We start from the raw sequence: 14,985 nt of genomic DNA, 5'->3' as shown, positions 1-14,985 counted from the left end.
AATGGTATTTGTTTTTGTAAGAAAATTAAGCCTTAATCTCCCGATCCACCATTTCCTTCATTTTATCCAATACAATGGCAAGATCTTTTCCTCGGCCGGAAATCTTGGAAAGCAAGATTCCGCCTTCGACCATCGCCATAAAGGTGATGGCATAATTTTCAGCAGAAATATGCTGTTTAAATTCACCGCTGGCAACTCCTTCTTCAAGAATTAGAATTAACCGCTGTCTCCAAAGGTCAAAGGAACGTCTGACTTTGGGGGTTAAAAAAGATAGCGAATCATCGGCCTCCACGGCCGCATTCATCATGGGACAACCTCCTGAAGCTGCGATATTTTTGAAATTGTCCTTGTAGAAATCTAGAAAAGACAAAAGCTTCTTTAGCGATGTTTTTTGCTGTATAATCTGCTGATTAACAGCTTCTGAAATTTTTCTACTCTGATAGGTATAGACATGGGTAGCTAGGTCATCCTTGTCCTTGAAATTACCGTAGATACTTCCTTTTGTTAAACCTGTCGCTGTCGTAATGTCCGAGAGTGAAGTTGCAAAGTAGCCTTTTTTATTAAAGATGGGCGCAGTCTTTTCAATGATATATTGTCGTGTCTGTTCTGCTTTTGACATGTTACTCCTGTTCTTTTAATGCAAATATAAAAAATACTTTTTGGTATATTAATAATTTGTGCAGGAATGCCTTAGAAATTGGTTTTATTTCGCCTTTGAAATACGATAGGTACAGCGGGGGGCATTTTCGATGATGTATTCTGTTCTGCAGATACGATATGCCGGACCGATGAGTTGCTGAAAATTATTCAGTTCTGAACGGCAAAATCCCTGACATTCGGTTGCTGCTGCACATATGGGACAATGATTTTCAATGAGAAGATAATCGTCAGCCTCTTTTTTCCATTCTGCCATATAGCCTTCCTCCGTTCTTTTTGTGGCTATAACTTCAAGTTTTTTTTCGATGGATTCAATGTCCGATAATGCGTCAGTATATTTTTGATATACTTTAGACTCCCGATCACTGATAAGTAGATCCAAAGCATTCTCGCCAAGAACTTGTTTAATCGACTGCAACAATTGTACTGTAATGTCGGCGTGACTATCTGGAAATCTTGCCATGCCCTGTGGTGACAGACTGTAATAAGTCGAGGGGCGGCCTATACCTTCGCTCCTGGCATTGGAGACGATCAGGTTTTGATTCGCGAGGTTCAATAAATGTTTACGGGCCCCTTCTTTTGTTATAGCCAACTCGGTTGCAATCAAAGCAGCAGTGGCTTCTCGGCGCATTTTTAATAACATTAATATTCGATCAGCTGGATTCTTCTGCATTTGACAATAAAAAAGTTGTTTTATAGACTATCAGCAAAGATAGTATTTTTATTTTTTGTTCTAAAATGTGGTTCAAACGCAGGTATATTCTTTTTTATTTAGTTTTATGACTTTAATAAAACAACTATTTAGTTGTTTTATTAAGATTGATTCTCTAGTTTTGACTTATCATAAAAACAATAAAACTATGTACAAATTTCAATTACCCCAGTTACAATATGCCTATTCGGCGCTTGAACCATATTTTGATCGCGAGACCATGACGATTCATCATCAAAAGCATCATCAAGCTTATGTTGACAATCTAAATAAGGCATTGGAAGGAACAGCAAGCGAAGCTGATGATCTATTGGATATATTAACAAGCGTAAGTAAATATAGCCCAGCAGTCCGCAATAACGGCGGCGGTCACTTTAACCATACGCTATTTTGGGAAATTTTATCGCCCAATCCAAAAACGGTACCCACAGGGAAGTTAGCCGATGAAATAAACGCTGCTTTTGGTTCTTTGGAAGAGCTCAAAGCCAAGATCAAAAATGCGGGTCTTGGGCAATTTGGTTCGGGCTGGTCTTGGCTCTATGTAAAACATTCTGGCGCTTTAGATATCGTAGCTACTCCCAATCAGGATAATCCGTTGATGGATACACAATCGATCGGCAGAGGTTTCCCTATTTTGGGAGTCGATGTTTGGGAGCATGCGTATTATTTGAAATATCAAAATAAAAGAGCCGATTATTTGGATGCATTTTGGTCGCTTTTGGATTGGTCTGTTGTTGAACAAAAATACGATGCTGTGATTGTAGGCTTGGTTTGATATGTTTATAAATAAAGTTGAAAACACGGGTATATTGGCTTTAGATCTAATTGATTTTAAAACCGATCTTGCTATCCTAAGTTTTGACATCAAAACATTGTTGTATCAGGAAGCAATCGTTAAAGAAAAAGAATTCAGAGAAGCTTTGGCGGCGGTAGACTGGTCTGCTTTTCGAAATAAGACGGTTGCCATTAGCTGTTCTGTGGACGCAATTATCCCGCCTTGGGTCTATATGGCCCTGGCGGAAAAACTTCATCCTGTTGCAGCGTATTACGATTTTAAGGCGATGGAGGATTTAGAAATAGACCTATGGATGCAGGCTTTACAAGCGATGGATTTGTCGCATTTTCAGCAGCAAAAAGTTGTCATACGGGCCCGTCCTAATATTCCGGCGTCACTTTATATGTTAGCGACAGAACGTTTGATTCCTATTGTCCAGACGTTGATGTATGGTGAGGTTGGTATGCCAAAAGTTATTTTTAAAAAAGGGAAAGTATAATGAAAGCATTAATATTCAATGGCGCCTTGGAAAGAAGGCAAGAATCTACATCGGGAAAATTGTCACACTATTTTTCCGACCAACTGAACCAAAAGGGCGTTGAAAGTACTATTTTTAATTTGGCTGATAGCGGAATACCCTTATTTGATTTGAGCCTCAATCGGGTGCCCAATGCTGTCAAGATTATGAATAATTTATTTCTTGAGGCAGATATACATTTTTGGTTGTCTCCACTTTATCATGGAAGTATTCCCGGTGTCATGAAAAACTGTTTGGATTGGCTTGAAGTCAGCGCTAAAAATAAACCGGCTTACCTGACGGATAAACATATCGGACTGGTTTGTTGGGCCGATGGTGTGCATGCACTACAGGGCATTAATGCAATGGATGCTATCGCGAAGTCGCTCCGCGCCTGGACATTGCCCTTTAGTGTGCCCATCATGAAATCTGCGCTTTTTGAGTCCGACAATCCAAATGTGCTGTCTTCGGCTTACCAGTGTAAGCTGGACTTGATGATCGATATAGCTACGAAAAAGAGTAGTGAATCTCGTTGATAAAAAGGCCTCTCGGTAATTCGAGAGGCTTTTTTATCAACGAGAGATGTTTTAGCCTATATTTAAATAGATTAGCCAAACCCTATATGGAAAATTAATTTCAAAAAAGTAGAAGAATATCTTTAGCAATTCATCGCGGAGATATATCTTTGTTTTTTGGACCCGCCATTTGATTACGCGGTTTTCCGATCTATATTTTCTATTGTCGACTTTGAAGAAGCCTCATCGACGGCAAATTTAGAGGTAGAGAGAAGTCTTTAACCACCATAAGACTTTCTTATTACATATTATGAAACCATTGGCTGAAAAGGCCCCATTTAGTTTAATTGTTTAAATGATTAAGATATTGGATTAATGATGTTTCAGTTGAGAGAGTTAACGAAGATAATTGCCTTTTTTATAGTATACTTTACTGTACATGCTGTAGCTGCACAGAGTTTTTTGCCATTGGATGAAAATAAATATCGATCTGACGCGGAAAAATTATTGCTGTCGAGTTCGGAGGACAGTGTGAAAGCAATGCAGCATTTCTATTTGGCAGATTACTATAGATTTAGAGATACAACCAAATTTTGGGATCATATGCAACAGGGGGAGCGGTTAGCCAAACCGTTCCGGAGCTTACAGGCGATGGGGGCACTTTACAAAAGCTTTTATTATGGGCAATTTCTGGATAGTAAAAATGCAGGAGTTGAAGCGCAACGATGTGTAGACCTCCTTGGAAATGCACAAAAGCCTTTTCAGCAGGGGCTTTTGGCCAAAGCTTGGTATAATCTGGGCTTAATTCGATTTCCTAAAAAAGGATTTGCTGATTTTCTGGATATCCTTAACGGGAAGTGTCTGCCTTATGCGAAAGCACATGATCCCATCATGGAAGGTAGTATAAATACGATGATCGGCATGACGTTTATGTCGTCCAATCAGCTTGCAAAAGCTGATGAATACCATCAATTGGCCATAAAACAGCTCGAGCAGCAACCGCCGAGTGCTGCACTTGTGGTGGCTTATCTCAATACAGTCAGTAATTATTGTTATCAGGTGAAATCCAAAGAAGCAAGAGTACTGTTGGACAAAGTCAAACAGCTCCTGAACGATTACCCGAATTCTTCTCAATTACCCAACTACTATTACAATGAAGCGCTTTATTTTACCACAAAGCAACAAACTGATGAAGCCCTTCGCCTGTTGGATATCGGTTTGGATTGGGCGGTGAAAATGAACAATTGGAAATTATTTCAGATGATGCGGTTCAGAAAGTTTAATGTGTATCTCTTGCAGAAAAAGTATGCTGATGCTAAACTGCAGTTGGAGGAAATCGTGAAAAATGGATTATTAACGCGAGATCTCTACAACAGTAAAATTGTGTACAGTCAACTGGCGGGTGTGAATGAGCTGATGGGTAATTATCAGGATGCGCTGAAGATGTCCAATATGGCAAATAAACTATCCGATAGTATTCAGAAGGTCCAATTGCTGGAAAAAATGAATGAGATGGAGACGAAATATAAGACCGTTGAAAAAGAAAAAGAAATTTTGAATCTACGCGCAGAAAAGGACCGTAACCAATTTCGGATTTTTCTCGTTTTGGGTATTGCCGTTTTGCTTTTTTGTATTGTGCTTTTTGTTGCTTTTTTCTATCGAAAGCAACGGAATCTCAATACACAGATTCAGCTCAACCACGAAATCGTGTTGGACAAATTGGAAAAGGAAAAACAGCTGCAAATTTCGGAATCTATGCTCAAGGGGGAGCAGCAGGAGCGTCAGCGTATAGCCCAAGATCTGCATGATAGCATAGGAGGTATGTTAACAGGTCTAAAATTTAAGATTGCCGGCGATGTAGCAAGTGGTACACTCTTGACTGATGAAGTGCCGCAGAAGTTGAACGACATCTTAGGCGAAGTAAGACGGATATCCCATAATCTAATGCCCGAATCGTTGCGTCAGTTTGGATTAATAGCAGCATTGGAGCAATTGTGTATAACAATGAAAAATAGTCATGTTTCGATCCAATTTGAAAACTATGAACCTGAATTGAATGTGGATTTTCAAAAAGGATTGGCCATATATCGAATTGTTCAAGAGGCTATTTCAAATGCATTAAAGTATGCAAACGCAGATGCAATTATCGTTCAGGTAAGTAAATCGGACGAAGTACTGCATATCCTCGTTGAGGATAATGGCAAAGGCTTTGATTCCGCTGTGTTAAATTATGGATTGGGTTTAAATAATATGGTCAATAGGGTTAAATGGATCAATGGATCAATTGATATTCAGAGTAAGCTTGGATCCGGAACTCAAATCGAAATTGGTGTAACTGTTTAAATAGGCTGAGTCATGAAGATAATTGCAGTGTTAGACGATCATCCTTTATTGTTGGAAGGTGTTGCCTCTTTTCTTAATAATCAGGATGGGTATCTCGTATATCCCTTTTTGGAAGAGATTGCGTTAATTGAATTTTTAAAGGTCACGAAAGCGGATCTCATACTTATGGATATGCAACTGTTGCAGACAAATGGAGTAGATGTCTGTACTCAGGTGAGGAAACTGTTTCCTATGATTCCTATTGTTGCATTGAGCAATTTGGCCGATGGTAACCTTATTTTTCAGTTTATGCAGGCTGGTGGAAATGGCTATATCTTAAAGGATGTTACCAACGATGAATTCTTGGGCTGTGTACAGCTCGGGCTGGACGGCAAAGAAGCAATTTGTGATCGGGCAAACGAACTTTATCGTGGTGCAATTTCTACGATCGGCAATCTACCCAGGCTTACACAGCGTGAAAAAGAGATTTTGACTTTGATCTCCAATGGACTTACCACCAACCAGATTGCCGAGCAGTTATTTTTAAGTCCAGTTACTGTGGAAACGCATCGGCGCAATCTCCTGACTAAATTTAAAGTTAAAAATATGATTGAACTTGTACAGTTTGCGATGAAACATAAGTTGTTGGGATTCGAATAGAGACCGCTCTTAGTGTTCACCGTAACCGACGTCATCAAGCTTACCTTTGAAGACCCTAAATTGGATAATAAAATAAGCAACCACCAGAATTGCTGCAAATATAAACCAGCCTAAACCTACTGAAAGGCCATATTCGTGCGCTGCGGCATTTTGAACAGTCAAGGAAGGATTTATGTCATTCGTTGAAGGTAATAATATAGGGAACATGGAAGCAACGGTGGTGGCAAAGCTCCCCAGTATAAACAGGGATGAAAATAGGAAGCCAATACCATCTTTCTTAAAGGTCTTGATCCAAAATTGCCCAAGTAATCCAACGGCTGCAATCAAAGGGAATATCCACAGCCAATAATGATTTTGAAGATTGTTTAAGGAGATGGGTTTCACATAATGCCATACATAGGCCGATAGTATGACGAGAATAAGCAAGACAAAGTTGAGTTTAAAAACAATATTCTTTAATCTAGTATTTAGTGTGCTGGATGTTTTCAGAATGACCCAGCCTGCACCGTGGATTGTTAATGTAACGACGGCAACTAAACCTAATATGATGGTGAACCAGTCTATAATGCCTTGATGTTGGGCTAGTGGGTCAAATGTCGGATTCCAAAGTGCTAAAAAGAAATAATGTGGCTCTTGGGTCGATACACCATTTTCTACCATACCTAGGTTTACTCCGCGAACGACATTGCCTAGGGCAGCGCCAAAGAAAAGTGCCAGCAACAGGCTTGCTAGACCGAAAGCTTTATCCCATAAAGCCTCCCAAAGTCGATGGTGAACCTGACCTCTGAGTTCAAGACTTATCGCTCTAAAAATAAGCAGCCATAATACAAGCATGAGCGGCAAGTAAAATCCACTGAAAGAGGAGGCATAAAGTGTTGGGAAAGCAAAGAATAGGACACCGCCGGAAGCGATGAGCCAGACTTCATTGGCATCCCAAAACGGCCCAATCGCGTTAGTAACAGCTTTTTTCTCCTGTTCGGTTTTAGCAAAGAATAGATGGACAATTCCCGCCCCAAAATCGTACCCATCGAGTACGATATAAATTCCCAGCATGAAAGTTAATACGATAAACCAGAATATTTCCATAGCTAATTAGGTTAATGCAACTGTCGTTTCAGGACCTTTTCTAATGATCTTCAAGACTAACATCAGAAATAACAAACCCAAAAGAATGTATAAACCGACGAAGCCGAGAAAGGTAAATAATGTATTTCCAGAAGATACGGTAGGGGATACACCGTCTACCATGCGCATGAGATTATAAACTAGCCAAGGTTGTCGTCCCAGTTCCGCCGTATACCAGCCTGCAGTGTTCGCGATGTAGGGGAAAGGAATCATAAACATAATGATCCATAACAACCATTTCGTTTGATACAACCTGTTTCGCCAAAGCAGTAGCGCTCCAAGGACCATAATGCCAATGAATATGGTACCCAGACCTACCATGATGTGATAACTGTAATACAGTCCGGGCACGTTCGTTGGATGTAAAGATTGGTCAAATTCATTTAATCCTTTAATTTCTGCATCCCAACGCTGGTAAGTAAGGAAGCTCAATACATTCGGTACGGCTATCTTATTGTCCAATTTTTTGTTTTCCATGTCCGGTTGACCGATCAGAATAATCTCTGATCCGCCTTTCTCAGTTTTGAAAATTCCCTCCATGCCAGCAAAGGCTGCGGGCTGATATTTGACTACGTTTTTGGCTGCAAGATCTCCTGTAGGAAACGCCAGCATAACGGAGGAAATAGCGCCAAAAATAACACCGCTTTTAACGAATATCTTTCCAAATTTACTATGCCTGTCACTTAACAGATAGAATGCTCCAATAGAAGCAACGAAAAACGAGCTGGTCACCAATGAAGCGGCTTGATTATGTAGATAAGATGGCCATAACCATGGATTACTGAATAATGCACTAAAATTGTTCAGTACAAATTTGCCATTTTCGAGAATCTCATACCCAACAGGATGCTGCATCCAGGAATGCGTGGCGATAATCAGGAAACCACTGGCCCAAGATCCAATAAAGACCATGAGTCCGGATAAAAAATGGAGCTTATGCCCCAGCAACTTTTCTCCAAAAAGAAACATCCCTAGAAATGAAGATTCCAGGAAAAAGGAAAACATACCTTCCATGGCTAAGGTCTGTCCGATAATACCACCGGTAAGTTCAGAAAATTTGGCCCAGTTGGTACCAAACTGAAATTCCATGGGAATGCCTGTTACAACGCCCATGGTGAAATTTAGCGCAAAGATTTTCATCCAAAACTTGGAAGCATGGTTGTAGTCTTCATTTTTTGTTTGCAGAAATTTCCATTTGAAATAGACGATCATTAAGGATAAACCCATGGTCAATTGAGGGAATAAATAATGGAATGTAATTGTAAATGCGAACTGAAGTCGATTATAGAGAATCATATCTTCCATGTAGCCGAAGTTTTGGTTAAAAGACAGTTAAATATAGCCATTTTATTTGCGTATATATCCATGAAACTGTTTTATTTTTTGATAAAATAACTGGTTTTTTATTGTTTTCTGTCTTAAGTGTAAAATCTGAAAATCAACACAAGGCATCCACCGCTGTAATCTCTTTTTTATCTTATCTTCGTCCGAATTTAAGATAATGACGGAAGGGTAGAAGAGCATTAGGGAAATGAAAAAAGTGCTAATTTTGATGGGTGTTTTATTGATCCCCATACTTTTTATTATACTGAATAATACAGGGCGGGGAACAGTCGCTAAAGATAATATTGTGTTTCGGGATAAATTATCTGATTACAATTTATTCAAGGGCAAAATTGCTGATCTTGTTCCAAACGACCAGGGGGTCTCTTATGAATTAGCTTCAGCCCTATTTACAGACTATACCGATAAAAAGCGTCTCATCTTTCTTCCTAAGGGAGGAAAAATGATCGCGTCAGACGATGGTTTGCCCAGCTTCCCCGATGGTACCATCATTGCCAAAACTTTTTTTTATCCCCCGAGAGATGCGGTAGGGGACTCGAGACAACGGCTGCTTGAAACGCGGCTTTTGATTCATAAAGACGGACAGTGGAACGCAGCTACCTATCAATGGAATGCGACCCAAGATGAAGCTTTTCTGTTGATGGACAGTGCTTCCGTGCATGTCTCATTTTTGGACAACAAAGGTGTCGAGCGACAAACAAATTATATTATTCCTTCACGAAAGGATTGTATGTCATGCCATCGACAAGGAAATCATCTGCTCCCGATAGGTCCGAAGATCAGAAATCTAAACCGGATAATCGTTCACGATCGTGACAGCATCCAGCAACTAGTCCGGTTGACCCAGATGGAAGCGCTCGATCTGAAATCGTTGAAAGTTTCCAATAGTTTAGCTAGTTATGAAGATATTGGTCAATCGACTGCAAATCGTGCCCGAGCTTACCTGGAGATCAATTGCGCCCATTGTCACAACCCTAAAGGAACCGCTTATATGACCATGCTGGATCTGAGGTATGAAAGCCCGTTGAATGAAACTGGGATTTGGTTGAAACAAGCTAAGATTATTGGACGGATGTCTACATTGGGAGAGATGCATATGCCTCAAAAGGGAACTACTGTACTTCATGAGGAAGGAATAATACTGATTAAAACCTATCTAAAAACACTACAATAGAAGCTTCTTGCTTATCCCTAATCGATAATCTTTTAAGCCTACCAGCTCGCATTTATAGCCTCGCTGCATATCCTATTTATTTCTTTTAATAAAATCTATAGAATTGGTAGATTATATTAAAATTACTTCTATATTTGTGAGAAGATAACAGGTCGCGGTTGAAAACATGCATTACTTTCAGCGTGGCGAATTAACACATTATTATGGAACATATCAATATTAGTAAAAGCACATTTTTCGTAAGTATTACTGCAAAGTCTTTGAAGGCTAAATCCCCTTATGTAAGAAAGATGCGAATGTGCCATATAGGATAATTTCCCTTATCTTTTCTCAAACTGACAGCAGGGGAAGCGCTCGCTTCCCCCCATGTCTTCAAAATAAAAACAAGTTTTCGATTGGCGTTGGCACTTGTTCGTATTCACCATTAACACTTTATCTATGAAAAATCTTAGGGTACTCCGGTATTCTACCTTGTCGCTATGTTTACTATTATCTGGCGTTGGGCACCAGGTATACGCGCAAACAGATGTTAGACCAATTATCAACGCATCCTTATCGGGATATGTATATGATAGCCAGCTTAAACAACCTCTTGAAGGCGTAACCATTCAACTTGAAGCTGTAACTCACGTTGTTACAACAGATCAAAAAGGTTTTTTTCAAATTGTAACGGGACAGAAATTACCCTTTTCCATTACACTCTCGCGCATTGGTTATAAGAAAAAGACCGTGTTAGTTTCCGAATCTCCCACGAAAATTGAATTGGATCCAGTTACCCAGGACCTTGATGAGGTGGTCGTTGTTGGCTATGGAACACAGAAAAAAATCTCGTTGACCAATTCAATCGCCAGTATTGATGGCGATAAACTGACGAAAAGACCGGTTTCTAATACCCAGCAAGCTTTACAGGGCCTATTGCCGGGGGTAACTGTGCAGGACCTTGGTGGAAAACCAGGACAATCAGCTGCCAATATTCGAATCAGAGGACTGACTACATTTAATACCAATTCGAGCAGCACCAGTGGATATGATCTCAGCAAGAATAATGCTTTGGTCATCGTGGATGGAATCGAACAACCCTGGTCCAAGTTAAACCCCAATGATATCGCCTCAATTTCAGTCCTGAAGGATGCGGCTTCCACGGCGATATATGGATCACGCGCGACCAACGGCGTAATTATTGTAACCACCAAAAGTGCAAAATCTGGACATGTTGTGATTGATTATAATGGCTATTACGCTTTGCAGAAATCAATTAATAAGCCCAAGCAAATGGATGCCGTATCCTACCTCCAATTGCAACAGGACGCCTACCGTAATGCGGGATTGGCGGTGCCAGCGCGATTTAGCGACGAATCCATTACGGCTTACCAAACGGCAACTGATCGTGAAAAATATCCTTTACCGAATACATGGTTTGACACGCTGTTGAAAACAGCTCCTCAACAAGACCATGCCTTGTCATTCGCTGGTGGAAATGAGATCCTGCGCTCTAGATTGGCGGTTCGTTATAACAAGCAGGATGGTATTATTGAGCATTATGGTGCTGAATTGGCGGATATCCGGCTAAATAACGATTACAAAGCAACCTCTTGGCTTAATTTTACGGGAAGTATAAACTACCGATATAGCAAAGCCGCCGAGCCCGGACGTGATCCGATCAATAACTTTCTCCATGGCTCGATGTGGGTGGTGCCTAAATATGATGATGGTACCTACGGATTAAGTACACAAGGAAATAATCCTTTAATGTTGATTGAAAAAAGTGGTTTTAAAAAGGTAAATGAAAACTACCTAAGCTCCAATGTTAAAACGGACATTCAATTAGCGAAAAATTTGTTGTTTACCTCCCAATTTGGTGTTAGGGTAAATTTCAATAACAGCAAAACCTTTTTGAACGCTTTTGACAATAAAGACCGAAATACAGGGATAGTAAAGAGCTTTCCGATCAATTCTTTAACCGAAATTCGTGATAATAGCAGCGAGTATACATGGAACAACCTGCTGACCTATCAGTTGACGACTGGGCCAAATCATATCAAGGCATTAGCTGGATATTCACAGATTCACAATTACCAAAATTATCTTACGGCCTATCGCGAACGATTCTACAACAATGACATTACCTCTATTGGGCAGGGCGCTGACGACGCTACAAAGAATAATAGCGGCTATGATGTGCAATATGGCTTGCGCTCTTTTTTTGGTCGGGTAAACTACGATTGGAAGGGCAAGTACCTGCTTGAAGTGAACGGTCGCTATGATGGTTCATCCCGTTTTACGGGAGACAAACAATACGGTTTTTTCCCTTCGGCATCAGCAGGATGGCTACTATCCAAGGAAGAGTTTTGGAAACCCATAGGAAGTTGGTTCAACGAATTCAAGTTGCGTGCTTCCTGGGGAAAGACGGGAAACCAATCTGTCGACTTGTATAGTTATTATTCGGCCTTAATTGCAGCAGGATATGATTTTGGGGGTAAATCTGTACAGGGTTATCGGCTGGACAGTTATGCCAATCAGCAATTGGGTTGGGAGTCTACGACACAGTATGACTTGGGTTTGGATGCCGCTTTCCTAAACAATCGCTTGACGTTTACCTTGGATTATTATAACAAGGTTACCGACGATATTTTACTGAATCTGGATATTCCCGCCGTTTTGGGATTAAAACCTTCGCCCCAAAATGCTGGAACGGTACTGAATCGCGGCTGGGAATTCAGTGCAAATTATCAGCGAAGACCCAATGCTCCTGGGGCTTTTGCGTACCAGCTGAATGCAAATTTTAGTATCAACCATAATGAAGTAACAGATCTAAAAGGTACAGGACCCTATATCGCAGGGTCGGATATTGACCCAAGGTATATCATTGCCAAAGGACTCCCTATCAATGCCCTTTGGGGATATAAGACAGACGGTATCTTTCAGTCTGCGGAGGAAATTAAAGCTTATGGTGCTACGTATGCCACCAATACGAAGCCCGGAGATGTGAAATATGTGGATTTGAATGGCGACGGTATAATCAATGCAAATGACATGGCCGCCATCGGAAACTCCTTTCCCAAATATACCTTCGGAATTAATGGGAGTTTCAGTTTTAAAAATTTTGATCTTGATCTCCTTTTTCAAGGGGCGGCGAAAGTCGATACGCGATTGTCAGGTGCTTTGGCGGAGATGGGAAATCAGGAAGGGTTTACACATGAAATATTTACAGGCAATTATTGGACACCGACACATACCGATGCACGCTTTCCGCGTGTGGTCAAATATGATTTGCGCAATGTCGCAACGTCGGACCGTTTAGTGGTCAATGGTTCTTATCTGCGTTTGAAAAATATACAGGTTGGGTATACAATACCCCTAAATGCAATCGGAAAGACAGCAATCAACAAACTACGGGTATACCTATCCGCGACAAATTTATGGACAATTTCAAAATTGAACGAATGGAATTTGGATCCCGAAGCGGAATCTGGTCGAGCAGTATATTATCCGCAAACTGGACTTTATACACTGGGAGTTAATTTGACCCTGTAGTGTGATTGTTACTATACTATTTAATTGAAAACTCATGAATTTTTACAAATATCTATATCAAAAAGGAAACTGGATTTTCAGTTTCGGACTGTTTTCGCTTATGCTGATGGGCTGTGATAAGAATCTGTTGGATGCCGTACCAACTGATCGTCTGTCAGAAAATATATTTTGGAAGAGCCAAGCCGATGCGGAGCTTGCTGTAAATGCGCTCTACAATGATCTTGATGGAGCGGAAATCTTCTTTTCAGATGCATTGACGGACATAGCGCATGTCAATCAGCCTTTCGCTGTGGATGCGTATATCGAGCTTGGTACTTATGACGCTTCAAGCTCCCGATTGTATAATACCTGGAGTAGTGCCTATAAAGGAATCGGTGCGGCCAATTACTTTTTGGCGAATGTTGGTAAAATCGAGGGCAGCCGGGATGAAGCACTAATCGCCAGATTTATCGGCGAAGCTCGTGTGTTAAGAGCCTATCAATATATCAAATTGGCCTATTTATTTGGCGGGGTACCTTTGGTAAAAGCCCCGCTGACCTTGGAAGAGGGAAGGGCGGTACAACGCGCTGACCTTAAAGAAATTTACAATTTTATTGACACCGAATTGGAACTGGCTGCGGCAAGTTTGCCTGAAAGCTATTCCAGTAACGATATCGGGCGCATAACTCGTTGGGCCGCATTGGGCCTGAAAGCACGGTCAGATTTATATGCAGGACGATTTGCAGCAGCAGCAAAAGCCGCAAAAACGATTATCGATAGCAAACGATTTGAGCTTTACCCCCTGTATGCAAATCTGTTTACGTATGCGGCTGAAAATAACAAAGAGGTGCTGTTGGATAAGCAATTTCTGGAAAATATATACACGCAAAGTGTTTTTAACCTCTTAGCCCCCTATAGCCAGCAAAATGGGCAGAGTACCTATGTGCCTACCAAAGCCTTGACAGATAGTTACGAGACTTCCAGTGGGTTGGTAATTACGGATGCCAATAGTGGTTATGATCCCAAAAATCCCAATAAAAATCGCGACCCGCGGCTTGCTTTTTCAATTTTTTTGGATGGCGATCCGCTTCCCAATGGAGCTATTTTTCATCCGGCACCCAATAGTGGGACTGCTGATGCTGTGGGGAGTACTTATATTGCTTCCACAACAGGTTTCAATATAAAGAAGTATATCGATAAAAAAGATTTGGCAAACCCCTCAAAAAGTGGATTGAATATCATGCTATTGCGTTATGCTGAGATATTATTGACCTATGCGGAAGCAAAGATTGAGCTCGGCGAAATTGATGGCAGTGTTTACGATGCCATTAACCAAATTAGAAATTCACGAACAGATGTAAAACTTCCAATAATAAGTAATCAAGTAAATCAGGAACAACTTCGCCAGTTGGTTCGTCGCGAGCGTACAGTGGAACTGGCATTTGAGGGATTGCATCTCGCGGATATAAGACGATGGAAAACTGCTGAAAAGGTTGTTCCTGGTAAAGTGTATGGCATCACGTATCAAAATAATAACGGAGAGGCAGTTGTCGTTGAAGCAGCCTCCGAAAGCCGTGTTTTTGATGCGAAAAAGCATTATCTCTGGCCCATCCCACAACGGGAAATTAACCTCAATCCGAATCTAAAACAGAATCCAAATTGGTAAAAATT

At 40.7% G+C, this 14,985-nt stretch carries 12 protein-coding genes; 8 read left to right on the top strand and 4 right to left on the bottom strand.

Annotated elements, in window-relative coordinates:
• Nucleotides 1-25: 25 nt before the first annotated feature.
• Both GVK91_RS11655 and GVK91_RS11650 read right to left on the bottom strand, forming a co-directional pair.
• Nucleotides 26-619, bottom strand: coding sequence for a TetR/AcrR family transcriptional regulator (locus tag GVK91_RS11655; protein ID WP_075991866.1), 594 nt, complete (start codon nt 617-619; stop codon nt 26-28).
• Between the two features lie 84 nt (nt 620-703).
• The gene (locus tag GVK91_RS11650) at nt 704-1,288 is read right to left on the bottom strand and encodes a metalloregulator ArsR/SmtB family transcription factor (protein ID WP_200845600.1); all 585 of its coding nucleotides are present in this window, start codon (nt 1,286-1,288) and stop codon (nt 704-706) included.
• 229 nt (nt 1,289-1,517) lie between these two features.
• Between GVK91_RS11650 and GVK91_RS11645 the strand changes: the two genes are divergently transcribed.
• The 5 genes from GVK91_RS11645 (at nt 1,518) to GVK91_RS11625 (ending at nt 6,158) form a co-directional block, all read left to right on the top strand.
• Entirely contained in the window at nt 1,518-2,144 is a 627-nt protein-coding gene (locus GVK91_RS11645) for a superoxide dismutase (RefSeq protein WP_159728875.1), read from the top strand.
• Nucleotide 2,145: 1 nt separating this feature from the next.
• A complete protein-coding gene (locus GVK91_RS11640; protein WP_159728873.1) occupies nt 2,146-2,643 on the top strand; it encodes a DUF2480 family protein in 498 nt (165 codons plus the stop codon).
• Entirely contained in the window at nt 2,643-3,197 is a 555-nt protein-coding gene (locus GVK91_RS11635; protein WP_159728871.1) for an NADPH-dependent FMN reductase, read from the top strand. Before GVK91_RS11640 ends, GVK91_RS11635 begins: the two co-directional genes overlap by 1 nt.
• Before the next feature lie 354 nt (nt 3,198-3,551).
• A complete protein-coding gene (locus tag GVK91_RS11630) occupies nt 3,552-5,519 on the top strand; it encodes a sensor histidine kinase (RefSeq protein WP_159728869.1) in 1,968 nt (655 codons plus the stop codon).
• Between the two features lie 12 nt (nt 5,520-5,531).
• The gene (locus GVK91_RS11625; RefSeq protein ID WP_159728867.1) at nt 5,532-6,158 is read left to right on the top strand and encodes a response regulator transcription factor; all 627 of its coding nucleotides are present in this window, start codon (nt 5,532-5,534) and stop codon (nt 6,156-6,158) included.
• Nucleotides 6,159-6,167: 9 nt separating this feature from the next.
• Here GVK91_RS11625 and cydB read toward each other — a convergent pair whose 3' ends face one another.
• Together cydB and GVK91_RS11615 are read right to left on the bottom strand one after the other, a co-directional pair.
• A complete protein-coding gene (gene cydB / locus GVK91_RS11620; protein WP_159728864.1) occupies nt 6,168-7,244 on the bottom strand; it encodes a cytochrome d ubiquinol oxidase subunit II in 1,077 nt (358 codons plus the stop codon).
• Nucleotides 7,245-7,250: 6 nt separating this feature from the next.
• Nucleotides 7,251-8,588: a cytochrome ubiquinol oxidase subunit I gene (locus tag GVK91_RS11615; protein WP_075991874.1), complete on the bottom strand. Its 1,338-nt coding sequence runs from the start codon at nt 8,586-8,588 to the stop codon at nt 7,251-7,253.
• 226 nt (nt 8,589-8,814) lie between these two features.
• On the opposite strand from GVK91_RS11615, the gene GVK91_RS11610 reads away from it, so the two are divergent.
• The 3 genes from GVK91_RS11610 to GVK91_RS11600 all read left to right on the top strand — a co-directional run bounded on the left by GVK91_RS11610 (nt 8,815) and on the right by GVK91_RS11600 (nt 14,980).
• Nucleotides 8,815-9,801, top strand: coding sequence for a hypothetical protein (locus tag GVK91_RS11610; protein WP_159728862.1), 987 nt, complete (start codon nt 8,815-8,817; stop codon nt 9,799-9,801).
• Nucleotides 9,802-10,239: 438 nt separating this feature from the next.
• Nucleotides 10,240-13,335, top strand: coding sequence for a TonB-dependent receptor (locus tag GVK91_RS11605; RefSeq protein ID WP_159728859.1), 3,096 nt, complete (start codon nt 10,240-10,242; stop codon nt 13,333-13,335).
• 34 nt (nt 13,336-13,369) lie between these two features.
• Entirely contained in the window at nt 13,370-14,980 is a 1,611-nt protein-coding gene (locus GVK91_RS11600; protein WP_200845599.1) for a RagB/SusD family nutrient uptake outer membrane protein, read from the top strand.
• Nucleotides 14,981-14,985: the final 5 nt, after the last annotated feature.

Source organism: Sphingobacterium sp. 18053, assembly GCF_902706145.1.
Classification (GTDB): domain Bacteria; phylum Bacteroidota; class Bacteroidia; order Sphingobacteriales; family Sphingobacteriaceae; genus Sphingobacterium; species Sphingobacterium paramultivorum.
The sequence above is the reverse complement of the archived record's forward strand: the minus strand, read 5'-3'. Positions and strand labels throughout refer to the sequence as shown.